This is a genomic window from Streptomyces triticagri (assembly GCF_003429565.1).
Lineage (GTDB): Bacteria > Actinomycetota > Actinomycetes > Streptomycetales > Streptomycetaceae > Streptomyces > Streptomyces triticagri.
Genome location: NZ_QUAK01000123.1, coordinates 45,169 through 68,408, shown reverse-complemented (window position 1 = coordinate 68,408; position 23,240 = coordinate 45,169). Strand labels below are relative to the sequence as shown.

Genomic DNA, 23,240 nt, shown 5'->3' with positions numbered 1-23,240 from the left:
CATGGGGGAGGTCGGGTACGCGTTGCTCGTTGCTCCCCAGGTGTGGGGCGACTAGGTTCCTCACCGGTCCGTATCCGACAGTTCGACTACCGAGGTGACGTAGGCGTGGCTCTTCCGCCCCTTACCCCTGAACAGCGCGCAGCCGCGCTCGAAAAGGCCGCCGCGGCTCGCCGGGAGCGGGCCGAGGTCAAGAATCGACTCAAGCACTCCGGTGCCTCCCTGCACGAGGTGATCAAGCAGGGCCAGGAGAACGATGTGATCGGCAAGATGAAGGTCTCCGCACTCCTGGAGTCCCTGCCTGGCGTGGGCAAGGTCCGCGCCAAGCAGATCATGGAGCGTCTGGGCATCTCCGAGAGCCGCCGCGTGCGGGGTCTCGGGTCCAACCAGATCGCTTCCCTGGAGCGTGAGTTCGGCTCGACGGCCGCCTGACGGTCCCGGGCACTCCCGCGAACCTGGATAATCGCTGCATGGCAGCAGCAACATCCCGGGGGGAAACCCCCGCACCCCCGGCAGTGGCGTCCCAGGGGGCGGATCCCGCCCCCCAGGACTCGCGTCCGCGGCTGACCGTGCTCTCCGGCCCCTCAGGGGTCGGCAAGAGCACGGTCGTCGCGCATCTGCGCAAGGCGCATCCCGAGGTCTGGCTCTCGGTGTCGGCGACGACCCGGGCGCCCCGCCCCGGCGAGCAGCACGGCGTCCACTACTTCTTCGTCTCCGACGAGGAGATGGACAAGCTCATCGCCAACGGCGAGCTCCTGGAGTGGGCCGAGTTCGCGGGCAACCGCTACGGCACACCCCGCCGCGCCGTCGCCGAGCGCCTGGAGAACGGCGAGCCCGTCCTGCTCGAGATCGATCTGCAGGGCGCCCGCCTGGTCCGGGAGTCCATGCCGGAGGCTCAGCTCGTCTTCCTCGCACCGCCGAGCTGGGAGGAGCTGGTGCGCCGGCTCACCGGCCGCGGCACGGAGGCACCCGAGGTCGTCGAGCGGCGTCTCGAGGCCGCACGCGTGGAGCTCGCGGCCGAGGCGGAGTTCGACACCACCCTGGTCAACACCTCCGTCGGGGACGTCTCCCGCGAGCTGCTAGCCTTGATGAACGTTGACTGATCAGTTCTCTGGTCATTTCCCCCCTTTCGGAAGGTAGAGCGTGTCCTCTTCCATCACCGCGCCCGAGGGCATCATCAACCCGCCGATCGACGAGCTCCTCGAAGCCACCGACTCGAAGTACAGCCTGGTGATCTACGCGGCCAAGCGTGCCCGCCAGATCAACGCGTACTACTCGCAGCTCGGCGAGGGCCTCCTCGAGTACGTCGGTCCGCTGGTCGACACCCATGTCCACGAGAAGCCGCTCTCGATCTCGCTCCGTGAGATCAACGCGGGTCTGCTGACGTCCGAGGCCATCGAGGGCCCGGCCCAGTAGCGCAGCAGGATCTCGGCCACAGGCCCGGCGGAACAACCGCCGGGCCTGTGGTGTCTCATGAGTGGATACGGTTCGCCAGCAGGGGAGAGGCAGTGGACAAGCCGAAGGTCGTTCTGGGGGTCAGCGGCGGGATCGCCGCGTACAAGGCGTGCGAGCTCCTTCGCCGCCTCACCGAGTCCGGTCATGACGTGCGCGTCGTCCCCACCGACTCGGCGCTCCACTTCGTCGGCGCCGCGACCTGGTCGGCGCTCTCCGGCCATCCCGTGTCCACCGAGGTCTGGGACGACGTGCACGAGGTCCCGCACGTGCGGATCGGCCAGGACGCCGACTTGGTGGTGATCGCCCCGGCCACCGCCGACCTGCTCGCCAGGGCCGCCCACGGCATGGCCGACGACCTGCTCACCAACACCCTGCTCACCGCCCGATGTCCGGTCGTCTTCGCCCCCGCCATGCACACCGAGATGTGGGAGCACCCGGCCACCCGGGAGAACGTCGCCACCCTGCGCCGCCGCGGTGCGATCGTCGTCGAGCCCGCCGTCGGCCGGCTGACCGGCGTCGACACCGGCAAGGGCAGGCTGCCCGACCCCGCGGAGATCTTCGAGATCTGCCGCCGGGTCCTCGCCCGCGGCACGGCTGAGGCGGACCTCGCCGGACGGCATGTGGTGATCAGTGCCGGCGGCACCCGCGAGCCCCTCGACCCCGTCCGCTTCCTCGGCAACCGCTCCTCGGGCAAGCAGGGCTACGCGCTCGCCCGCACCGCCGCCGCCCGCGGAGCCCGGGTCACCCTGCTCTCGGCCAATGCCGCGCTGGCCGACCCGGCCGGCGTCGACGTCGTGCACGTGGGCACCGCGGTACAGCTCCGCGAGGCCGTCCTGAAGGCCGCCACCGACGCGGACGCCGTGGTCATGGCCGCCGCCGTGGCCGACTTCCGGCCCACGCAGTACGCCGCCGGGAAGATCAAGAAGAAGGACGGGCAGGAGCCCGATCCCATCGCCCTGACCCGCAACCCCGACATCCTCGCCGAGGTGGCGGCGGAGCGTCCGCGGGCCGGTCAGGTCGTGGTGGGCTTCGCCGCGGAGACGGATGAAGTTCTCGTGAACGGTCGGGCCAAACTGCGGCGCAAAGGCTGCGACTTGCTCGTGGTGAACGAGGTCGGCGAGCGCAAGACTTTCGGCTCGGAGGAGAACGAGGCCGTGGTGCTCGGCGCGGACGGCAGCGAGACCCCGGTGCCGTACGGCCCCAAGGAAGGACTCGCGGACACCGTGTGGGATCTGGTCGTCGAACGGATCGACCGCGGGTGACTTTCGCCCCTCCGGGCGCCCCAAATCACGGGATTTGGGGCACCGCCCTCTGGCGCCGACGTATCTTCGTACCGGAGAATGCCGTGCCGCAGGTCACAGGGCTTCCAGGAAGCGAGACGCAGCGCCCAGTGGCCGGAAGCGACCGATAAACTGGTCACGGAACTTGCCGGGCGCAGCTCCCGGTCGGTTCCGTCAATGATCAGCCAGCAGCCGCTGCAACCCCAGGGAGCGTTGTGTCCCGTCGTCTGTTCACCTCGGAGTCCGTGACCGAAGGTCACCCCGACAAGATCGCTGACCAGATCAGCGACACCATCCTCGACGCGCTGCTCCGGGAGGACCCGTCCTCCCGTGTGGCCGTGGAAACGCTGATCACCACCGGCCTGGTGCATGTGGCCGGCGAGGTCACCACCAAGGCTTATGCGCCCATCCCGCAGCTGGTGCGCGAGAAGATCCTCGACATCGGGTACGACTCGTCGAAGAAGGGCTTCGACGGGGCCTCCTGTGGCGTCTCGGTGTCGATCGGCGCCCAGTCGCCGGACATCGCGCAGGGCGTCGACACCGCGTACGAGAAGCGGGTCGAGGGCGATGAGGACGAGCTGGACAAGCAGGGCGCGGGCGACCAGGGCCTGATGTTCGGGTACGCCTCCGACGAGACCCCCGATCTGATGCCGCTGCCGATCCACCTCGCGCACCGGCTGTCCAAGCGCCTCTCGGACGTCCGCAAGAACGGCACCATCCCCTACCTCCGCCCCGACGGCAAGACCCAGGTCACCATCGAGTACGACGGTGACAAGGCGGTCCGGCTCGACACCGTCGTGGTGTCCTCGCAGCACGCCAGCGACATCGACCTGGACTCGCTGCTCGCCCCGGACATCCGCGAGTTCGTCGTCGAGCCCGAGCTCAAGGCGCTGCTCGACGACGGCATCAAGCTGGACACCGACGGGTACCGGCTGCTCGTCAACCCCACCGGCCGCTTCGAGATCGGCGGACCGATGGGTGACGCGGGGCTGACCGGCCGCAAGATCATCATCGACACCTACGGCGGCATGGCCCGGCACGGCGGCGGTGCCTTCTCCGGCAAGGACCCGTCCAAGGTCGACCGCTCCGCCGCGTACGCGATGCGCTGGGTCGCCAAGAACGTGGTGGCGGCCGGACTCGCGGCCCGCTGCGAGGTGCAGGTCGCGTACGCGATCGGCAAGGCCGAGCCGGTGGGCCTCTTCGTCGAGACCTTCGGCACGGCCACGGTGGATGTGCACAAGATCGAGGCCGCCATCTCCAGCGTCTTCGACCTGCGTCCCGCGGCGATCATCCGTGACCTGGACCTGCTGCGGCCGATCTACGCGCAGACCGCTGCGTACGGCCACTTCGGGCGGGCCATCCCGGACTTCACCTGGGAGCGCACCGACCGGGTCGACGCCCTGCGGGCCGCTGTCGGCGTGTAGCACCCGGCGCGTCATCGCGTCGTTCGTCGCGTCATTGCGTACGCCCCCTGCTGCCGCGTGGTGGCAGGGGGCTTCGTGCTGTCGCGACCGGCATGCGGCCCGGGGCCGTTGTCGGAGGCGTCTGATAGGGATGGGGCTGTGAGCAGCGAGGACGAGGACCGGGAGGGCGACGCGGCGGCGCCGCCCGAGCAGCTTGCGCTCATCCGCGAGTCCGTGCGCCGGGCCAAGGTGCCGCGGGCCAAGCCGCGGACCTGGCGCGGCGCGGACGTGGCGGCCGAACTGCCGGTCGCCCGCGTCCTGGTGGACAAGGGCGTGCTCCATCTCGACCGCTACTTCGACTATGCGGTCCCCGCGGAGCTCGACGCCGACGCGCAGCCGGGCGTCCGTGTCCGCGTCCGCTTCGGCGCGGGCCGGCACCAGGTGCACGGCGGGCGCCGTGAGGGCGGCGGCCTGATCAGCGGCTTCCTCATCGAGCGCCGGGCCGAGTCGGACTACTCGGGGCCGCTCGCCGCGCTCGCCCAAGTCGTCTCGCCGGAGCCGGTGTTGGGGCCCGAGCTGCTCGGGCTCGCCCGCGCCGTCGCCGACCGGTACGCGGGCAGCCTCGCCGATGTGCTGCAGCTCGCCGTGCCTCCGCGCAACGCCCGCGCCGAGCGGAAGCCCTCACCGGAGCCCCTGCCTCCGCCCGCGCCCCCCGAGCCCGGCACCTTCGAGCGGTACGAGAACGGGCCGGAGTTCCTGGACGCCCTGTCCCGCGGCGCCTCCCCCCGTGCGGTGTGGAACGCACTGCCGGGGCCGTACTGGGCCGAGGAGTTGGCCAGGGCCGTGGCCGCGACGCTGGCCTCGGGGCGCGGCGCCCTGGTGGTCGTCCCGGACGGACGGGCCGCCGCGCGCGTCGACGGTGCGCTGACCGGGCTGCTCGGTGCCGGACGGCATGCGCTGCTCACCGCCGACGCCGGGCCGGAGAAGCGGTACCGCGAGTGGCTGGCGGTCCGCAGGGGCTCCGTGCGGGCCGTGGTCGGCACCCGGGCCGCGATGTTCGCACCCGTGCAGGACCTCGGTCTGGTGGCGATCTGGGACGACGGGGACGGCAGCCACAGCGAACTGCACGCGCCGCAGCCGCACGCCCGCGAAGTGCTGCAACTGCGCGCCGCGCTGGACGGATGCGCCTTCCTGGCCGGCGGCCAGAGCTGCACGGTGGAGGCCGCGCAGCTCGTGGAGAGCGGCTGGGCCCGGCCGTTGGTGGCCGCGCGGCCCCAAGTCCGGGCCGCGGCACCGCTGGTGAGGACCGTCGGGGACGGCGACCTGGCGCGGGACGAGGCGGCCCGGGCGGCCCGGCTTCCCACCCTCGCCTGGCAGACGGTGCGCAAGGGCCTCGAGCTCGGGCCCGTACTGGTGCAGGTCCCGCGGCGTGGCTACGTACCGCGGCTCGCCTGCGACCGCTGCCGTGCGCCGGCCCGCTGCCGGCACTGCGCCGGACCGCTCGAGGCGCGGGACGCGGGGCCGCTGCGCTGCGGCTGGTGCGGGCAGGGCGAGAGCGACTGGCACTGCCCGGAGTGCGGCGGCTTCCGGCTGCGGGCCCAGGTGGTGGGGGCGCGGCGGACCGCGGAGGAGCTCGGGCGTGCGTTCCCGGCGGTGCCGGTGCGGACGTCGGGACGTGAGCAGGTGCTCGACACGGTGCCCGGTGTCCCCGCGCTCGTGGTGTCGACGCCGGGGGCCGAGCCCGTCGCCGAGGGCGGTTACGCGGCCGCGCTGCTGCTCGACGGCTGGGCGATGCTCGGCAGGCCCGATCTGCGCGCCGGGGAGGAGGCGCTGCGCCGCTGGACAGGGGCGGCGTCGTTGGTACGGCCGCAGAGCGAGGGCGGCACGGTCGTGGTGGTGGCGGAGCCGTCGCTTCGGCCGGTGCAGGCGTTGGTGCGCTGGGACCCGGTGGGCCACGCGGTGCGTGAGCTGGCGGACCGGGCGGAGCTCGGGTTCCCACCGGTGTCGCGGATGGCCGCGGTGTCCGGGAGGCCGGAGGCGCTCGCGGAGTTCCTGGCCGCGGCCGAACTGCCGGGGGAGGCGGAGGTGTTGGGCCCGGTGCCGCTGCCGGTGGCCGAGCCCGGGCGGCCGGTCCGTGTCGGAGGGCCGCCGGTCGGTGAGCGGTGGGAGAGGGTGCTGGTGCGGGTGCCGCCCGGCCGGGGGGCGGCCTTGGCCGCCGCACTGAAGACGGCGCAGGCCGCGCGGATGGCGCGGAACAGCCGGGCGGACGGTGACACGGTCCGGATCAGAATCGATCCACCGGACATCGGCTGACCCGAGCGCCGCCCGCCGCGCCGAACTGCCTGCGGCTGCCGAGGCGTTGCATTCGGCATCGGATCCGAACGGCAGCCGGTCGCTGCGACCATCGCGGCTGTACGTTCTGCGCTGGAGTCGGCTGGCTCCATCGGTGTGATCGCCTCCGACGAGGTCGCCCCGGGGCTGGGCGAGGCCCTGCGTGCGGCCGGGGTCGAGGCGGGAGGACCGGAGACGCTCGGCGCACGCGTCACGGTCGTCCCGGTGTCGGCGGCGAAGGGGCTCGAGTACGACCACGTGGTCGTCGTGGAGCCCGCAGCGATCGTCCGGGCCGAGGCCCGCGGTCTGAACCGGCTCTATGTGGCGATCACCCGAGCCGTGTCGAGTCTGCGCATCGTCCACCGTGAGCCCTTGCCGCCGGCACTGCGGCGCGCCGGTCCCGGCATGAGCGCCGGCAGTGGCCGCTGAGCCATGAATCGGGAGCCGACAGGCCGATGCCCCCGCCAGGAGGAAGCGGGGGCATCCGTGCGGCCGGATCAGGGGCGGGCGAGCAGAGTCGGCGGCTGCTGCCGGGCAGGTGGCCCGGGATCCGGGCGCCGTGTGGGGTCAGCCGTGGCGCGGGCCGGGGAAAGCCCCGGGGCGGGCCTCCTCGCGCAGGGCGGGACTGCCCGCCGTCGGCTGGGTCGGCATGGCGCGGGCCGCGGGCACCGACGGCAGCGGAGTGCCCGCGACGGAGACCGGACGGGTCGCGCCCTGGGTGGCCCGCTCGGCCTCGGCCGCGGCCTGGGTGGTGGCGCGCCGGGCGCCGTACCGGCGGTGCACCGCTTGCTTGGTGACACCGAGCGCGGAACCCACCGCGTCCCACGAGAAGCCGAGGGAGCGGTCGAAGTCGACGGCCGCCGTCACCAAGGTCTCCACGCTGTCGCGCAGTTCCTGGGCGAGACGGACGGTCGGCGCGGGGGCCCGCCCGTAGACGACGAATCCTGTCGAGGGTCCGGAGCGGCGCGGTCGGTAGACGTTGCCGAGCTGGGCGGTGAGGGTGCGCAGTGCGTCCACCTGCCGGCGGACCCGCTCGATGTCCCGCACCAGGAGGTGCAGGCTGGCCCGTGCCTGGGCGTCGTGGGTTGCGTGGTCGGCCATGAACAAGCCTCTCGAACCGGCGTTGAAAAGGAAGAGGGCCGTACATGCGGCCCACGGGGTCAACTCTTTCTTGACCAACGCGCCACCCGTCGATCTGGTCACGGTGCGGGGGCGTGTGGGCATATGTGCGGGGCGCACGGCGCATCCCACGCCCCCTGGTGCCCGCCTCCGATGGGGCCGCCAGGCCGTCCCGTACAACTGCCGGATGCGGCCCATAGACTGGTGCGCTGCTCGCCCCGTACCCCGCCCGAGAGGCAGACGCCCACCGATGAAGCTGGTCTTCGCAGGCACCCCCGAGGTCGCCGTCCCCGCCCTTGATGCCCTGATCGACTCCGACCGGCACCAGGTGGCAGCCGTCGTCACCCGCCCCGACGCACCGGCCGGGCGCGGTCGCCGCCTGGTGGCGAGCCCCGTGGCCGAGCGCGCCCAGGACGCGGGCATCGAGGTGCTCAAGCCGGCGCGTCCGCGCGACGAGGACTTCCTGGCCCGGCTCCGTGAGATCGGCCCGGACTGCTGTCCCGTCGTGGCGTACGGTGCGCTGCTCCCCAGGGTCGCGCTCGATGTGCCCGCCCGTGGCTGGGTCAATCTGCACTTCTCGCTGCTGCCGGCCTGGCGCGGTGCGGCCCCCGTGCAGCACGCGGTGATGGCGGGCGACGAGATCACCGGGGCGTCCACCTTCCTGATCGAGGAGGGGCTCGACTCCGGCCCGGTCTACGGCACCGTCACCGAGCAGGTCCGCGCCACCGACACCAGCGGCGACCTGCTCACACGGCTCGCGTTCGCGGGCGCCGGGCTGCTCGCCGCGACCATGGACGGCATCGAGGACGGCAGCCTGCAGGCCGTGCCGCAGCCCGCCGACGGGATCTCGCTCGCGCCGAAGATCACCGTGGAGGACGCCAGGATCGACTGGTCGGCGCCCGCGCTTCGGGTGGACCGGGTGGTGCGTGGGTGCACTCCCGCGCCGGGCGCCTGGACGGTGTTCCGCGGCGAGCGACTGAAGATCGTGTCCGCCCAACTCCTCGCCGACCGGACCGACTTGGCGCCGGGGCAGCTCGAGGCGGGCAAGAACAACGTGTACGTCGGCACCGGCTCGCACGCCGTCGAGCCGCTCTGGGTGCAGCCGCAGGGCAAGAAGCCGATGCGTGCGGCGGACTGGGCGCGCGGGGTGCGGATCGCCGCGGGGGAGACGCTCGGCGACTGACGGTACCGGGCGGCGGCGTACGGGACACGGGGCGTACGCGACCTGGCGAGGTGCCGCGCCCGCGGGCGTACGGCGACGGTGCGGAGGTGGCCGGCGGTGCGCCACCCGTTAGCCTTGACGGGCCAGTACATCCAGGATCCGGAGCACCTTTTTCGTGTCTGACCAGCAGCGTCGCCCCCGCAAGCCGGCCAAGCCGTACCGCCGTCCGCAGAAGGACCCGGTGCGCATCCTGGCCTTCGAGGCGCTGCGCGCGGTGGACGAGCGGGACGCCTACGCGAATCTGGTGCTCCCGCCGCTGCTCCGCAAGGCCCGCGACAAGGGCGACTTCGACGCCCGTGACGCCGCTCTCGCCACCGAACTCGTCTACGGCACACTGCGCAGGCAGGGCACCTACGACGCGGTCATCGCGGCCTGCATCGACCGCCCGCTGCGCGAGGTGGACCCGCCGGTGCTCGACGTGCTGAGCCTCGGTGCGCATCAATTGCTGGGCACCCGGATCCCGACCCACGCGGCCGTCTCGGCCAGCGTCGAGCTGGCCAGGGTCGTCCTCGGCGACGGCCGTGCCAAGTTCGTGAACGCCGTACTGCGCAAGGTCTCCGCCCACGACCTGGACGGCTGGCTGGACCGGGTGGCGCCGTCCTGGGACGACGACCCCGAGGACCATCTCGCGGTCGTCCACTCCCATCCGCGCTGGATCGTCTCCGCCCTGTGGGACTCCCTCGGTGGTCCCCGTGCGGGCATCGAGGACCTGCTCGAGGCGGACAACGAACGGCCCGAGGTCACCCTGGTCGCCCGCCCCGGCCGCACCACGGCCGAGGAGCTGCTGACCTCCGCGGGCGCCGGAGCCGCGCTGCCCGGACGCTGGTCCCCGCTGGCCGTACGCCTGGCCGAGGGAGGCGAACCGGGGGCGGTGGACGCGGTGCGCGACGGGCTCGCCGGAGTGCAGGACGAGGGCAGCCAGCTGGTCGCCCTCGCGCTCGCCGCCGCACCCGTCGAGGGGCCCGACCGGCGCTGGCTGGACGGCTGCGCGGGCCCCGGGGGCAAGGCCGCGCTGCTCGCCGGGCTCGCCGCCGAGCGCGGCGCCCTGCTCGTCGCCTCCGAGAAGCAGCCGCACCGCGCGGGACTCGTACGCCAGGCCCTGCAGGGGAACCCGGGCCCGTACCAGGTGATCGCCGCCGACGGGACGCGTCCGGCCTGGCGGCCCGGCACCTTCGACCGGGTCCTGGTGGACGTGCCGTGCACCGGCCTCGGTGCGCTGCGCCGCCGCCCGGAGGCCCGCTGGCGCCGCAGGCCCGAGGACCTCGACGGCTTCGCGCCGCTGCAGCGTGCGCTGCTCACCGAGGCACTGGCGGCCGTGCGCCCGGGCGGTGTCGTCGGGTACGCCACCTGCTCGCCGCACCTCGCGGAGACGCGGGCGGTCGTCGACGACGTGCTTCGGGCGAGGGACGACACCGAACTCCTCGACGCCCGCCCGTACTTGCCGGGTGTTCCGGCCCTCGGCGACGGACCGGACATCCAGCTCTGGCCGCATCTGCACGGTACGGACGCGATGTACCTCGCGCTGATCCGGCGCACGGCGTAGCGGCGCAGCACCTCGGACGACGCGACCGACCAGGCGCTCGCCCCGCATTCGTGGTCGAAAAACGCTCTGGCTCCACAGGTGCCACGACTGTTCGAATTGTGCGGCTGTGGCGTCGGTGCCTGCGATGCACTCGGATGCACTCGTGTGTTCGGATGCACTCGTGTGTGGAGGGTCGGCCGAGCGGCTCTGTCGACATATCGCCGAGTGGGAGGCCTGCTCCGTGGAGCCCCTTTCGTACGTGGATCTGCACCGCCGACTGGCTCCCGACATCGACGCGGAGTTGACGGCCGCGCTCGATCTGCTCGGGCCGGAGTCGTCACCGGTACGGGCCGCGGTGGCCGCACTCGTGGGGCATCGGACGTTCAGGTATCCGCTGTCGGCGCTCCCGCTGCTCGTGCATGCGGCCGAGACCGGTGATCCGCGGCCTGCGGTTCCGGTGTCCGCCGTCCATCAGCTCTGGTGGATCTCGGCCTGCCACTTCGACGACGTGGCGGACGGCAGCGCGCAGGCGCATCCCGGGGAACTGGGCGCGGATCAGGCCCAGTTGGCCGCGGTCGTCGGTGGCCAGCTGCTGCCGCTGCGGATCATCCGGGAGCTGCCGGGCTCGGAGGCGCTGCGCGCGCGGTTGTGCGACGAGTTCGTGCGGGCCTCGGTGGCGGCTGCGGACGGGCAGTTGAGCGATCTGCGCGCCGACACGGGGAGCGCCACCAGGGACTCGGTGCTCGCCGTGTACCGGGGCAAGTCCGGTGCGCCGTTCGCGATGGTGACGGCGATGGCCGCCCTGCTGGCCGGCGCCTCGGCCCCGCGTGTGGAGCTGTGGCGGGAGCTCGGCTCCGTCTTCGGCCTCCTCTGGCAGTTCTTCAACGACCAGGAGGACATCACCTCCGGTCGGCACGAGGACCTGGCCAATGGGACGGTCACCCATCTGCTCGCCTGCGCGGTGGAGGGGCTGCCGGCCGGGGCGGCGGCGGAGTTCCTGGCGCGGTACGGAGAGGCGCGCGGCGACGGGGCGGCGCGCGCGGAGGTGCTGCGGACCTTGCTCGGGACCCGTGCCGTCGAGCGGTTCCGTGAGGACGTGGAGGTCCGGCGCCGCGCGGCACACGGGCTGCTCGACGAGCTGGGAGGTGTCCCGCAGTACATGGCGGCGTTGCGCGGGCTCGTCGACCTTTCGGCCGAGACGTTCCTGGTGCCGGACGATTCCCGGTCGGGTGCGGTGTCCGTCGGAGGATGAGCCCCGGTGCGCAGGGCGCGCCGCCCCGACGGGTCCGACCGCGGGGTCGGATTCGTCGGGGCAGGTGGTGACCGGCGGTGGTAAGTGCGTGCGGGCATGGCAGGCTTGGGGCATGGCAGTTCAGATCAGCCCCAGCATCCTGTCCGCGGATTTCGCGCGGCTCGCCGACGAGGCCCAGGCGGTCGACGGCGCCGACTGGCTCCACGTCGACGTCATGGACAACCACTTCGTCCCCAACCTCACCCTCGGGGTCCCGATCGTGGAGTCGCTGAGCCGTGCGACCGCGACGCCGCTGGACTGCCACCTGATGATCGAGGACCCGGACCGCTGGGCCCCGGCGTTCGTCGAGGCCGGCGCCGGTTCCGTCACCTTCCACGCCGAGGCGGCCGCCGCGCCCGTACGCCTGGCCCGGGAGATCCGCGCCAAGGGGGCCCGCGCCTCGATGGCGCTCAAGCCCGCCACCCCGATCGAGCCCTACGAGGACCTGCTCCCCGAGCTCGACATGCTCCTGATCATGACGGTCGAGCCGGGCTTCGGCGGGCAGGCGTTCCTGGACATCATGCTGCCCAAGATCCGCCGGACCCGAGAGCTGATCTCGAAGCACGGGCTGGAGCTGTGGCTGCAGGTCGACGGGGGCGTGTCCGACGCGACGATCGAGCGGTGCGCGGAGGCGGGCGCGGACGTGTTCGTCGCCGGGTCCGCCGTGTACGGGGCCGACGACCCCGCGGCCGCGGTGCGCGCGCTGCGCGAGAAGGCGGCCGCCACGACCGCATCCGCGGCCTGGGCGTGCGACCACTGAGCCACGGCTCGGTGAACTGCTGCCCCTCAGGACTGATCAAGTACTGCCGCATCTGCGAGGATGAACGGCGAGCCGAAGTGAAATTGTGAACAGCAGTTGTGAACAGCAGTGAGGAGATCGCCGTGTCTGGCATGTCGGCGGGTCGGCCAGCCCTTCGGATGGGCCCCGCTGAGCTGGTGCAGGCGGCGGCCATGGCCCGCCGCTTCTACCTCGAGGGCAAGTCCAAGATCCAGATTGCGGAGGAGTTCGGCGTCAGCCGGTTCAAGGTCGCACGGGTCCTGGAGACGGCGCTCGAGCGTGACCTCGTACGGATCGAGATCAGGGTGCCCGCGGAGTTGGACGCGGAGCGGTCCGACCGCCTGCGGGCGCGGTACGGCCTGAGGCACGCGGTCGTCGTGGAGTCGCCCGCCGAGGACGTGGAGGAGTCGCCCGATCCGGAGAACCTCGGCGAGGTGGCGGCCGACCTGCTCGGCGAGCTCGTCACCGAGGGCGATGTACTCGGCCTCGCCTGGGGCCGTTCCACCATCCACATGGCGGCCGCGCTGGACCGGCTGCCGCCCTGCACGGTCGTGCAGCTGACCGGGGTGTACGACGCCGGGACCGCCGAGCGCGGCTCCGTCGAGGCGGTCCGCCGCGCGGCCCAGGTGTCCGGGGGCGAGGCGCACCCGATCTATGCGCCGATGCTCCTGCCGGACCCGGCCACCGCCGCCGCGCTGCGCAACCAGACCGGCATCGCCCGTGCCTTCGAGTACTTCGACAAGGTCACGGTCGCGGCGGTCTCCATCGGTTCCTGGGAGCCGGGCATCTCCACCGTGCACGACATGCTGAGCGACGAGGAGCGGGCGCACTACGCCTCGCTCGGCGTCGCCGCCGAGATGTCCGCGCATCTCTTCGACGCCGAGGGCCGCCGGGTCGGGCGCGACCTGGGGGAGCGGTGCATCACCGTCGAGGCGGACCGGCTGCGCCGGATCCCCGAGGTGGTGGCCATCGCGGGCGGCCGGCGCAAGGCGGAGGCCATCGACGCAGTCCTGCGGTCGGGCCTGGTCACCAGCCTGGTCACCGACACGGCGGCCGCCGACCACCTCTTGGAGGCGGGGACGGCTCCCCGGCCCGCCCTTGACCGGGGGGACCCGGACGGGGCGGAGTAGGCGGGACACCGTACGTCCGTACGCGGGGGTGGGCGCGGGCCTCGGCTCGGTGCCCGCCCCTTTCTGCCGCCCGCTCACCGGCGCAGGGCGAGTACCGCGTCCACCGTGTCCGCCTCGGCCGCCGTCTTGTCCTCGCGGTAGCGCACCACCCGGGCGAACCGCAGGGTCACTCCCTCCGGGTAGCGCGGGGAGCGCTGCACGGAGTCGAAGGCCACCTCCACGACCAGCTCGGGCCGTACCCGTACGACAAAGCCGTCGTCCTCGACCGCCAACTCGCCGAGCCGCTCCGTCTGCCAGGCCAGGAGGGCGTCGGTGAGGCCCTTGAAGGTCTTGCCGAGCATGGCGAAGGTGCCGTCGGACCGGCGGGCGCCGAGATGCAGATTGGAGAGTCTGCCGGTGCGCCGGCCGTGGCCCCACTCGGCCGCGAGCACGACGAGGTCGAGGGTGTGCACGGGCTTCACCTTGAGCCAGGAGGCACCGCGGCGGCCCGCGCTGTACGGGGCGTCGAGCCCCTTCACCACCACGCCCTCGTGGCCTCGTTCGAGGGCGGCCGCGGCGAAGCGGCGCGCCTCCTCCCGCCGCTGTCCGTCCGCGGGATCGGTGATCTCGATGTGGCGGACCCGCCGCGGCTCGGGGGTCACTCGGGCCAGCTGGGCGTGGCGTTCGGCCGCCGGTTCGTCGAGCAGATCGCGGCCGTCGACCGACAGCAGATCGAAGAAGACGGGGTACAGCGGCAGCGAGGCCTGCGCACCCGCGACATCGAGCCGGGAGCCGACCCGGCCCGCGATGTCCTGGAAGGGCTGCGGCCGCCCTCGCTCGTCCAGGGCGATCACCTCGCCGTCGAGCACGGCCCTGTCGGTCGTCAACTCCCTTGCCGCCGACACGACTTCGGGCAACCGGTCGGTGATCTCGTCCAGCGTACGGGTGAAGATGCGCACGTCGTCGCCGTCCCGGTGCACCTGCACCCGGATGCCGTCGAGCTTCTCCTCCACCGCGCAGGCGCCGAGGAGTTCGACCGCCTCGTCCACGTCCTTCGCGGACTTGGCCAGCATCGGAAGCACCGGGCGGCCGACATCGAGCCGGAAGGCATCGAGCGCGGCGGCACCGTCCGCCGTCAACGCCCTTGCCACGGTGTCCAGTCGGCCCGCCAGCATCACCGCGCGGCGTACGGCCGAGGGCTCCGCGCCCACCGCGGCGGCGAGGCCCTCCGCGGCCAGGGCGTCCAGGGCGCCCTGGCGCAGCTCGCCGCCGACCAGGCCGAGCAGGAACCGCTGTTCCTCGCGGGTGGCCGAGGCGAGCAGCTCGTCCAGGATGCGTTTGCGCTCGGACTGCGCACCCTTGCCCGAGACGGCCGCGATGCGTTCGAAGGCGGCGTCGGTCTCCTCGACCGTGAGGGACGCGCCGGCTGCGGGATCCGGCATCCGGCGGAACGCGGTCCAGCCGATCCCCGTTCTGCGCTGCGGCAGCCTGCCGGACAGATAGCTCACCACCAGCGGCGCCTCGCCGGGCGTCATGGCGCGGAACAGCTCCGCGAGCAGTGCGACCTTCCGCGAACGTGCGGTGGTGGCGGCGATCTCCCGGGAGGCCCCGGCCACGTCGGCGAGCAGCATGCCGTCATGGTCCCTCGGACCGCCATCGCGCGCACCGGCTCGGACCCTGTGACAGCATCGGCCCCATGCGCCACCGGTATCGGACCGTGCAGGCCGACGGGCTGCCGCGCGAGCCTCGGAGGGCCGCCGCCCGGCCCGGCCCACGTACCGCGTGGGGTCGTGTGCCGTCCCTGATCGCCGCCTGTCTCGCGTTGCTCGTCGCGGTCCTCGCGGCCGGCTGTACGGCGGCCGGGGACGAGGACGGCGGGCGCAGTGCGGTCACGCAGGAGGCGAGCTCCTCGGCGGCGCCCGACGCCGGCGCTCGGGTGCCCGACTGGGCCGAGGGGTTTGTGACCTTGACCGTGGGGGAGCTGCCCGGTGAGGCGCGGGAGACGCTGCGTCTGATCGACTCCGAGGGACCGTTCCCGTACGAGAAGGACGGCTCGCGGTTCGGGAACTTCGAGGGCCTGCTGCCGGAGCAACGACGCGGCTACTACCGGGAGTTCACCGTGCCCACACCCGGGGAGCGGGACCGCGGTGCCCGGCGCATCGTGACCGGGGACGGCGGCGAGATCTACTACACCGACGACCACTACGAGACCTTCAAGGCGGTCCTGCGATGACGGAGACGGGCAGCTCGGGCGCCTCGGGCAGGGGCGGCGGCGAGCACCTTCGGCGGGCTCGTGCCGAGGACGGGCCCGCCGGGGTGGATGCGCCCGGCGATCCGGGGCCCGTACTGGCGCTGGCGGCGGAGTCCGGCCGCGCCGTGCTGCTCCTCGACCTCGCGGGCGTACGCGACAAGGCGGGCTTCATGGACCGCTGTACGACGCGACTCGACCTGCCCGACTGGTTCGGCCGGAACTGGGACGCCCTCGCCGACTGCCTGACCGATCTGTCCTGGCTTCCCGCGGCGCAGGGTCGGGTGCTGGTCCTGGCCGGCTGGGCCGAGTACGCGCGGGAGCAGCCGCGGGACTGGGCGGTCGCCCGAGAGGTCCTGGCCGAGGCGTCCGAGTACTGGCGGACCCGTGAGACGCCGCTGACGGTGCTCCTTACGGTGGCTTGAGCGAGCTGTCCTGCCGCTGCGGGCGTCACTTGCGCAGGGTGCGGGCGATCTCCCGGTAGCCGCGCTCCTCGGCGTGCTCCAGCGCGGTGGTACCGGAGCCGTCCGCGATGGACGTGTCGGCACCTCCGTCGACGAGGAGGCGCACGGACTCCTGGTGGTCCTTGCCGCCGTCGCCGAGGATCACGGCCTCCAACAGGGCGGTCCAGCCGAGGTTGTTGACGTGGTCGACGTCCACGTCCATGTCCGGGTTGGTGGTGACCTCGCGGATGTAGTCGACATGGCCGCGCTCGCCCGCCGGGATCAGCGAGACGCCTCCGTAACGGTTGACGAGGCCGTAGTCGGGGTCGGCCTTCGCCAGGGTTCTGGCCATCCGGACGCTGCCCGTCACGCCCGTCACCAGCCAGGGAGTGTCCTGCTGCCGGTCCCTGGCGTCCGGATCCGCGCCCGCCGCCACGAGGGCCTCGGCGGCCTCGATGTGATCGCCGGTGGCGGCGAGCAGCAACGGGGTGCGGCGCCGGTCGTCGCGGGTCTCGAGGTCCGCGCCCCGCTCGATCGCCTCGCGTACGGCGTCCGCGTCTCCGGTGCGTGCGGCCTCGAGCAGGTCCCGGCTCGCCGCGGGGTCGCCCTTGTCGGCGCCGGACCGGTCGGCGGGCGGGGCGGGCTCGCCGGTGGCCGACGTTGCGCGGCCCTCGCTCCTGGCGCTGTCGGAGTGCGTGCTGCAGGCCGTCGCGAGGACGGCGAGTCCGGCCAGGGAGATGACCAGGCGGGTGGTGCCGCGGAGTGGGGCCATGGGGTGTGTGCCTTTCTGGGCCGGAAGTCGTCTGTGATTTGGTATGCCATATGACCCGTCATGGAGCACTACCCGATCAGTAGCGCGATTTCCACGAAGGAACGTCCATGGTAATGGTCGACCAAAAGTCCGTCGGGTTGTCTGCTCGCTCGCAGGTGAGGGCTGACTGTCAGTGGTGGCTCGTAGCGTTGCCGCATGACGAGGACAGACCTGGGGGCGCTTCCGTACCCATCACTGATTCCGGCCACGGGGCCCGAGCTGCGTCAGCTCCGCTGTCTCATTGCGGTCGCCGAGTGCGGCAGCTTCCCGCGTGCCGCCGACGGCCTGGGCATGTCGCAGCCGGCTCTCTGGCAGGAGATAGGCCGGCTCGAGCGGGCCGTCGGGGCCGAGCTGCTCGACCGCGGCGGCCGGGACGTCGGGCTCACCGACGCGGGCGAGGTCTATGCGCACCACGCTCGGCGGGCCCTGCGGGATCTGTCGGTCGCCGATCGTGCGGTACGGGGCGCGGCGCATCGTGCGGTGCCGGATGCGGCGGTTGCGGCGGATCTCTCCCGTGAGACGGTGCGCCTCGCCGTGACGCCGACGTTCACGGCGTATCTGGTCGGCCCGCTCGTCGCCGAACTGCGCCGCCGGCACCCCGGACTCGCCCTGACCGTCCAGGAGTTGCCCCGGGAGCGCCTGGTGGCCGGACTCCTCGCAGGCGAGCTCGATGCGGGTGTCGCCCTCGACGGGGCTCGAGCCGCGGGGATCGCCGAGCGGGCGCTCTTCACCGAGACGCTCAGCCTGGTCGTCACCGCGGGTGACGCCGGTCGGGTGGAGTCCCGGCCGGTGCCCGCACGAGAACTGGAGCGGCGTCAACTGGCCCTGCTCAGCGGTGACTTCGCCACCCGCGAGCACATTGACGCCTACTTCGCCGAGCAGCGCGTCAGTCCGCCCGTCGCCGTGCAGGCCGACTCGATCCAGGCCCTGACCGAGCTGGTGCGGTGCACCCCCGAGCTCGCGACGGTGCTGCCCGATGCCGTCACCGACGACCGTCCCCGCCTCAGACCGGTCCCGCTCGATCCGCCGCTGCCGGCCCGCCGGGCGGTCCTGCTGGTCCGCGACGGCGCCCACCGCAGTCCGGCGGCCGAGGCGTTCATGGACGTGGCCGCCGAGGTCGTCCGCGACCGCGGATACGCCCCGGCCTGACCTGCTCCCCGGGTGCGAGGTCCCCGGCCGGCCTCGGCCGACGGGGTCCACCGGGCCCGATGGAAGAATGCACCGCATGGCACGTACTGAAGGCGCCGGGGGCACCGGCACGGACGCCCCGGAGTTCGAGCCGGAGTCCGACCGGGTCACCCGTCGGATCCGCGACCAGATCCTGGACGGTGAGCGCGGCCCGGGCAGCAGGCTCGTGGAGCGGGAGCTGGCCGCCGAGCTCGGGGTGAGCCGGCTGCCCGTCCGCGAGGCGCTCAAGGCGCTGGTGGCGGAAGGCCTGGTCACGCCCCGGCCTCGCACCTGGGCGGTCGTACGGGAGTTCAGCGCGACGGACCTGGCGGACCTGGACGAGGTGCGCGGGGCGCTCGAGACACTGACCTTCCGGCTCGCGGCGCAGCGCAGCACACGCGCCGGACTCGACCGGCTGCGTGCGGCACTCGATGCCGAGCTGGCCGCCGCCCGCCGCGGCGACGCAGTGCAGGCGCGCAGGGCGGCAGCGGACTTCCACGAGGAGGTCACCGCGCTCGCGGCCAATGAGCTGCTCAGCGAGTTGGAGCGTTCGCTGCGCAGCCGGATGCGCTGGGTCCTCGGGCAGCACGACGACCTGCTCGCCGTCGCCCAGGAGCACGCGGATCTGTACGAGGCGATCGCGGCGCGCGACGTCCCGCGCGTGGACACCCTGGTGCTCCACCACCTGGAGTCGGGGCGGGACGCCCGCTCGGCACACCTGGGCAGGTCCGAGGAGTAGCCGGGAGGCCCGGCCGCCGCCGACAGGCTCGGACGGCGCAACGGCGGGTAAGCTCTCGACGTAAGGCAGGTTTCATGGCCTGGCACCGGAGCCCCCGCACCTCTTTGGAGGAACAGACGACGGCGGGGGTCTTTTGTTGTGTCACCGTGGGAGTGACCTGCGCCGTTTCGCGTGAAAATGTGAGACTTATGCGTTTTCTTGAGCCCGGCACCGGACAGCACGTCACCACGTCCCCGGTTCCCTACGACCTGACCTACGACGACGTATTCATGGTGCCGAGCCGTTCGGCCGTGGGCTCGCGGCAGGGCGTGGACCTGTCCGCCCCCGACGGCACCGGCACCACGATCCCGCTGGTCGTGGCCAATATGACCGCGATCGCCGGACGCCGGATGGCGGAGACCGTGGCCCGCCGCGGCGGCCTCGTGGTGATCCCCCAGGACATCCCGATCGAGGTCGTCACCGAGGTCATCTCCTGGGTCAAGACGCGCCACCACGTGCTCGACACCCCGATCGTCCTCGCGCCGACCGGCACCGTCGGCGACGCCCTCTCGCTGCTGCCCAAGCGGGCCCACGGGGCCGGCGTGGTGGTGGACGCCGAGCGCCGGCCGGTCGGCATCGTCACCGAGTCCGACCTGACCGGCGTCGACCGCTTCACCCAGCTCTCCGAGGTGATGTCGAAGGAGCTGCTGCTCATCGACGCCGACATCGACCCGCGCGAGGCCTTCAACCAGCTCGACGCCGGGCACCGCAAGGTCGCCCCCGCCGTCGACGCCGACGGCCGCCTCGTCGGCATCCTCACCCGTAAGGCCGCGCTGCGCGCCACGCTCTACACCCCCGCCCTGGACGCCGAAGGCAAGCTGCGCATCGCCGCCGCGATCGGGATCAACGGCGACGTGGCGGGCAAGGCCAAGCAGCTGCTCGAGGCCGGCGCCGACACCCTGGTCGTGGACACCGCGCACGGCCACCAGGAGTCCATGATCTCGGCCGTCAAGGCGGTCCGCGCCCTGGATCCCCAGGTGCCGGTCGTCGCGGGCAACGTGGTCTCCGCGCAGGGCGTGCGCGACCTGATCGAGGCCGGCGCGGACATCATCAAGGTGGGTGTCGGCCCCGGCGCCATGTGCACCACGCGCATGATGACCGGCGTCGGCCGCCCGCAGCTGTCCGCCGTGCTCGAATGCGCCGCGGAGGCCAAGAAGTTCGGCAAGCACGTGTGGGCCGACGGCGGCGTGCGGCACCCGCGCGACGTGGCCATGGCCCTCGCGGCCGGCGCGTCCAACGTGATGATCGGCTCCTGGTTCGCCGGCACCTACGAATCGCCCGGCGACCTGCAGCAGTCCGCCGACGGCCGGCTCTACAAGGAGTCCTTCGGCATGGCGTCGGCCCGCGCCGTGCGCAACCGCACGTCGGAGGAGTCGGCCTACGACCGCGCCCGCAAGGCCCTGTTCGAGGAGGGCATCTCGACCTCCCGTATGTTCCTCGACCCCGCGCGGCCGGGTGTGGAGGACCTGATCGACTCGATCATCGCCGGGGTGCGGTCCTCCTGCACCTACGCGGGCGCGAACACCGTCGAGGAGTTCGCCGAGCGCGCCGTCGTCGGTGTGCAGAGTGCCGCGGGCTATGCGGAGGGCAAGCCGCTGCACGCCAGCTGGAGTTGATCCGGCGTCAGCTGTGCCGCACCTCCGGCCACGCCGACCCGGCATGGACCTCGCCACGCCCCCGATCGCCACTTACGATCGGGGGCGCGGTCCGTCCCGCCCTGGTCGCCGGCCGCGCACTCGCCGTGCTCGACCGCTTCGCCGCCCACCCCGAACAGTCGTACTCGCTCAGCGAGTCGAGCCAGGCGCTCGACATCAACCTGGCGTCGCTGCTGTCCGTCCTGCAGTCCCTGACCGACGCCGGCCATCTCGTACGGCATCCCCGGCGCAAGACGTACGGGCTCGGCATGTCCCTGGTCGCGGCGGGGCACGCCGCGCTGACCCGGCACCGGGTCGTGGACCGGGCGCGGCACGAACTGCGGCTGCTCGCCGCGGAGTCGGGGGCGGCCTACGTGGTGAGCGCGGTAGCGGGCGACAGCATCGTCGTACTCGCCGTCGAGGGCCGGGTGTCGGTACGTACGCCCGAGGTCTGGGCCGCCCAACGGCTGCCGCTGCTTCCACCGCTCGGACAGGTCTTCCTCGCCTGGTCGGGACCGGCGGAGATCCGGGGATGGCTGGATCGCACCACCCCCGGAGCACGGCTGCCCGCCCACCTGGACACCGCCATGGCGGTGTCACGGAAGTGGTGCTCCACAGCCCACACCGTCCGGAAGCCCACCCGGTCGGCGAGCCGGATCTGCTCCACCGCCTCACGGCAGGCGCGCTGTTCGGCGGCGCGCTGCCCGTGTGGGTGCGGGCCGTTCCAGGGCTTGGGCACATCGATCTCGTACAGGACGTCGAGGTCCATCTGAGCCTCCGGGTGAAGAGGACGGAGACTGCGGACAAGGGGGTGTCCGCCGCCGCTTTCGAAATGTCGAAGAACTTTTCGCTCGAGCGGCGAGGAGGGTGAGGCCCGGCCCTCGATGTGTCAATGCTCACGTCGGGCGGACCTGGAGACACCGCCGCGCAATGAACTCCCGTATACGGAAGGGCAGCGCAACATTTCGCGGCGAACGCGCAAGGTTCGCGCATTTCGCGAGGTGAGCCGCGCCTCATACAGTCGGGCGCTGTACTTCGTGTGGCGGGGACCGTCTGCTCGGTGGTCCCTACCACCGGGCTGCCGCGGTCACCGCCGACCGTTCGCAGTCATGAAGGAGCACGCCCGTGTCGGACCGAGGCCAAGCGCCACCCCTGCCCGCCACCGCATCCGGCGGCGGGGCCGGCGGCGTGATGCGCCGCAAGCCCGTGGAGCGCCTCGTCGCCGAGGGCGGCCAGGGCGAGGGCGGCACGCTGCGGCGGTCCCTGTCCATGTGGCAGCTGACGATGATCAGCATCGGCGCGACCCTCGGCACCGGCATCTTCGTGGTGCTCGGCGAGGCGGTGCCGAAGGCGGGGCCCGCCGTGACGCTGTCCTTCGTGGTCGCCGGGCTCACCGCACTGTTCTCGGCGCTGTCCTACGCCGAGTTGGCCGGCACGATCCCCGTCGCGGGCTCCTCGTACTCGTACGCCTACGCCACCATGGGCGAGCTCGTCGCCTGGGTCTGCGGCTTGTGTCTCGTCCTGGAGTACGGGGTGTCCGTCGCGGCGGTCGCCGTGGGCTGGGGCGAGTACGTCAACGAACTGCTCGACGGCACCATCGGTGTCACCCTGCCGGGCGCGCTGTCCGCACCGCCCGGCGACGGCGGGTTCTTCAATCTGCCCGCACTGATCGTGCTGCTGCTCGCGATGGTGTTCCTGCTCGGCGGTGCCCGCGAGTCCGCACGGGCGAACACGATCATGGTCGCGGTGAAGATCGCCGCCCTGCTGCTGTTCTGCGTCATCGGCCTGCAGGGCTTCCGCTCCGGCAACTACGAGAACTTCATGCCGCTCGGGATGGCCGGGGTCAGTGCCGCGGGAGCCACCCTGTTCTTCTCGTACATCGGCTTCGACGCGGCCTCCACCGCGGGTGAGGAGGCGAAGAACCCGCAGCGCGACCTGCCGCGGGCGATCATGCTGTCGCTTGTGATCGTCACCGGCCTGTACGTCCTGGTCGCGGCCGTCGCGATCGGTGCGCGGCCCTGGCAGGAGTTCGGCGACTCCGAGGCGGCGCTCGCCTCGATCATGCGCGAGGTCACCGGGCAGGGCTTCTGGGCGGTGATCCTCGCCGCCGGTGCCGTGATCGCCATCGCGAGTGTGGTGCTCACCGTGCTGTACGGACAGACCCGCGTGCTGTTCGCGATGGCGCGCGACGGACTCGTGCCGAAGGTCTTCGCCAGGGTCGACCGCCGCACCGGGGTGCCGCGGGCCAACACGGTGCTGGTCTCGCTCTTCTGCGGCGTGCTCGCCGCGGCCGTGCCGCTCGGTCAGCTCGCCGACGCCACCAGCATCGGCACCCTCTTCGCCTTCGCCCTGGTCAACGTCGCGGTCGTGGTCCTGCGGCGCAACCGGCCCGACATGGCGCGTGGCTTCAAGGTGCCGCTGTCGCCGCTGGTCCCCGTGCTCGGCTTCGGCTTCTGCGTCTGGATGATGTTCAGCCTGCAGGCCGTGACCTGGGTGGTCTTCGGCATCTGGATGGCCGTGGGCCTCGTGTTCTACTTCAGTTACGGCTACCGCCGCTCCCGCCTGGCGACGGAGCCCGCCGACGCACCGGCCGACCGCCCCGACGCAGCGGCCGCCGGCTCAGAGAACCGGAACGAAGAGAAGTGAACCGCC

Annotated in this window: 21 protein-coding genes and 1 pseudogene; 19 read left to right on the top strand and 3 right to left on the bottom strand. The window is 72.6% G+C overall.

Going from position 1 to position 23,240, the window contains the following annotated elements; all coding sequences use genetic code 11:
• The first annotated feature begins 105 nt into the window (after nucleotides 1–105).
• The 7 genes and pseudogenes from DY218_RS23675 to DY218_RS23645 form a co-directional block, all read left to right on the top strand.
• On the top strand, nucleotides 106–429 hold the full coding sequence (locus DY218_RS23675; RefSeq protein ID WP_119288626.1) for an integration host factor: 324 nt from the start codon (nucleotides 106–108) through the stop codon (nucleotides 427–429).
• Between the two features lie 38 nt (nucleotides 430–467).
• Entirely contained in the window at nucleotides 468–1,100 is a 633-nt protein-coding gene (gmk, locus tag DY218_RS23670; RefSeq protein ID WP_233521859.1) for a guanylate kinase, read from the top strand.
• 40 nt (nucleotides 1,101–1,140) lie between these two features.
• Nucleotides 1,141–1,413 carry a DNA-directed RNA polymerase subunit omega gene (rpoZ, locus tag DY218_RS23665; protein WP_039649019.1) on the top strand — a complete coding sequence of 91 codons (273 nt, stop codon included), beginning with the start codon at nucleotides 1,141–1,143 and terminating at the stop codon, nucleotides 1,411–1,413.
• A gap of 92 nt (nucleotides 1,414–1,505) precedes the next feature.
• Nucleotides 1,506–2,714: a bifunctional phosphopantothenoylcysteine decarboxylase/phosphopantothenate--cysteine ligase CoaBC gene (gene coaBC / locus DY218_RS23660; RefSeq protein ID WP_199566837.1), complete on the top strand. Its 1,209-nt coding sequence runs from the start codon at nucleotides 1,506–1,508 to the stop codon at nucleotides 2,712–2,714.
• A 233-nt stretch (nucleotides 2,715–2,947) separates the two neighbouring features.
• Nucleotides 2,948–4,156 carry a methionine adenosyltransferase gene (gene metK, locus DY218_RS23655; protein ID WP_128558157.1) on the top strand — a complete coding sequence of 403 codons (1,209 nt, stop codon included), beginning with the start codon at nucleotides 2,948–2,950 and terminating at the stop codon, nucleotides 4,154–4,156.
• Between the two features lie 138 nt (nucleotides 4,157–4,294).
• The gene (locus DY218_RS23650; protein ID WP_128558156.1) at nucleotides 4,295–6,448 is read left to right on the top strand and encodes a primosomal protein N'; all 2,154 of its coding nucleotides are present in this window, start codon (nucleotides 4,295–4,297) and stop codon (nucleotides 6,446–6,448) included.
• A gap of 84 nt (nucleotides 6,449–6,532) precedes the next feature.
• Nucleotides 6,533–6,895 (top strand): annotated as a pseudogene (locus DY218_RS23645) (ATP-binding domain-containing protein); the annotation flags it as partial.
• Nucleotides 6,896–7,033: 138 nt separating this feature from the next.
• On the opposite strand, the gene DY218_RS23640 reads toward DY218_RS23645, so the two are convergent.
• Complete coding sequence (locus tag DY218_RS23640) at nucleotides 7,034–7,567, bottom strand: hypothetical protein (protein ID WP_128558154.1); 534 nt, start codon at nucleotides 7,565–7,567, stop codon at nucleotides 7,034–7,036.
• Between the two features lie 268 nt (nucleotides 7,568–7,835).
• Here DY218_RS23640 and fmt point away from each other — a divergent pair, with 268 nt between their 5' ends.
• The 5 genes from fmt (at nucleotide 7,836) to DY218_RS23615 (ending at nucleotide 13,528) form a co-directional block, all read left to right on the top strand.
• A complete protein-coding gene (gene fmt / locus DY218_RS23635; RefSeq protein ID WP_128558153.1) occupies nucleotides 7,836–8,768 on the top strand; it encodes a methionyl-tRNA formyltransferase in 933 nt (310 codons plus the stop codon).
• A gap of 154 nt (nucleotides 8,769–8,922) precedes the next feature.
• The gene (locus tag DY218_RS23630) at nucleotides 8,923–10,350 is read left to right on the top strand and encodes an RsmB/NOP family class I SAM-dependent RNA methyltransferase (RefSeq protein WP_128558152.1); all 1,428 of its coding nucleotides are present in this window, start codon (nucleotides 8,923–8,925) and stop codon (nucleotides 10,348–10,350) included.
• A 220-nt stretch (nucleotides 10,351–10,570) separates the two neighbouring features.
• A complete protein-coding gene (locus DY218_RS23625; protein WP_128558151.1) occupies nucleotides 10,571–11,581 on the top strand; it encodes a polyprenyl synthetase family protein in 1,011 nt (336 codons plus the stop codon).
• A 112-nt stretch (nucleotides 11,582–11,693) separates the two neighbouring features.
• Complete coding sequence (rpe, locus tag DY218_RS23620) at nucleotides 11,694–12,380, top strand: ribulose-phosphate 3-epimerase (protein ID WP_128558150.1); 687 nt, start codon at nucleotides 11,694–11,696, stop codon at nucleotides 12,378–12,380.
• A gap of 98 nt (nucleotides 12,381–12,478) precedes the next feature.
• Complete coding sequence (locus tag DY218_RS23615; RefSeq protein WP_128558149.1) at nucleotides 12,479–13,528, top strand: sugar-binding transcriptional regulator; 1,050 nt, start codon at nucleotides 12,479–12,481, stop codon at nucleotides 13,526–13,528.
• Nucleotides 13,529–13,602: 74 nt separating this feature from the next.
• On the opposite strand, the gene DY218_RS23610 is transcribed toward DY218_RS23615, so the two are convergent.
• Nucleotides 13,603–15,138: an ATP-dependent DNA ligase gene (locus DY218_RS23610; protein ID WP_128558148.1), complete on the bottom strand. Its 1,536-nt coding sequence runs from the start codon at nucleotides 15,136–15,138 to the stop codon at nucleotides 13,603–13,605.
• A 65-nt stretch (nucleotides 15,139–15,203) separates the two neighbouring features.
• Here DY218_RS23610 and DY218_RS23605 point away from each other — a divergent pair, with 65 nt between their 5' ends.
• Nucleotides 15,204–15,740, top strand: coding sequence for a ribonuclease domain-containing protein (locus DY218_RS23605; RefSeq protein ID WP_128558147.1), 537 nt, complete (start codon nucleotides 15,204–15,206; stop codon nucleotides 15,738–15,740).
• Entirely contained in the window at nucleotides 15,737–16,180 is a 444-nt protein-coding gene (locus tag DY218_RS23600; protein ID WP_128558146.1) for a barstar family protein, read from the top strand. The genes DY218_RS23605 and DY218_RS23600 overlap by 4 nt, the downstream gene beginning before the upstream one ends.
• Before the next feature lie 25 nt (nucleotides 16,181–16,205).
• Here DY218_RS23600 and DY218_RS23595 read toward each other — a convergent pair whose 3' ends face one another.
• On the bottom strand, nucleotides 16,206–16,970 hold the full coding sequence (locus tag DY218_RS23595; RefSeq protein ID WP_128558145.1) for an ankyrin repeat domain-containing protein: 765 nt from the start codon (nucleotides 16,968–16,970) through the stop codon (nucleotides 16,206–16,208).
• 195 nt (nucleotides 16,971–17,165) lie between these two features.
• Here DY218_RS23595 and cynR point away from each other — a divergent pair, with 195 nt between their 5' ends.
• The 5 genes from cynR to DY218_RS23570 all read left to right on the top strand — a co-directional run bounded on the left by cynR (nucleotide 17,166) and on the right by DY218_RS23570 (nucleotide 23,234).
• Nucleotides 17,166–18,158 carry a transcriptional regulator CynR gene (cynR, locus tag DY218_RS23590; protein WP_128558144.1) on the top strand — a complete coding sequence of 331 codons (993 nt, stop codon included), beginning with the start codon at nucleotides 17,166–17,168 and terminating at the stop codon, nucleotides 18,156–18,158.
• A 76-nt stretch (nucleotides 18,159–18,234) separates the two neighbouring features.
• Complete coding sequence (locus DY218_RS23585) at nucleotides 18,235–18,915, top strand: GntR family transcriptional regulator (RefSeq protein WP_128558143.1); 681 nt, start codon at nucleotides 18,235–18,237, stop codon at nucleotides 18,913–18,915.
• A gap of 188 nt (nucleotides 18,916–19,103) precedes the next feature.
• Nucleotides 19,104–20,570, top strand: a complete 1,467-nt coding sequence (locus DY218_RS23580; protein ID WP_128558142.1) for a GuaB1 family IMP dehydrogenase-related protein — start codon at nucleotides 19,104–19,106, stop codon at nucleotides 20,568–20,570.
• Nucleotides 20,567–21,361 carry an IclR family transcriptional regulator gene (locus tag DY218_RS34310; RefSeq protein WP_158574102.1) on the top strand — a complete coding sequence of 265 codons (795 nt, stop codon included), beginning with the start codon at nucleotides 20,567–20,569 and terminating at the stop codon, nucleotides 21,359–21,361. The genes DY218_RS23580 and DY218_RS34310 overlap by 4 nt, the downstream gene beginning before the upstream one ends.
• Before the next feature lie 352 nt (nucleotides 21,362–21,713).
• Nucleotides 21,714–23,234, top strand: coding sequence for an amino acid permease (locus DY218_RS23570; protein WP_199566835.1), 1,521 nt, complete (start codon nucleotides 21,714–21,716; stop codon nucleotides 23,232–23,234).
• Nucleotides 23,235–23,240 lie beyond the last annotated feature (6 nt).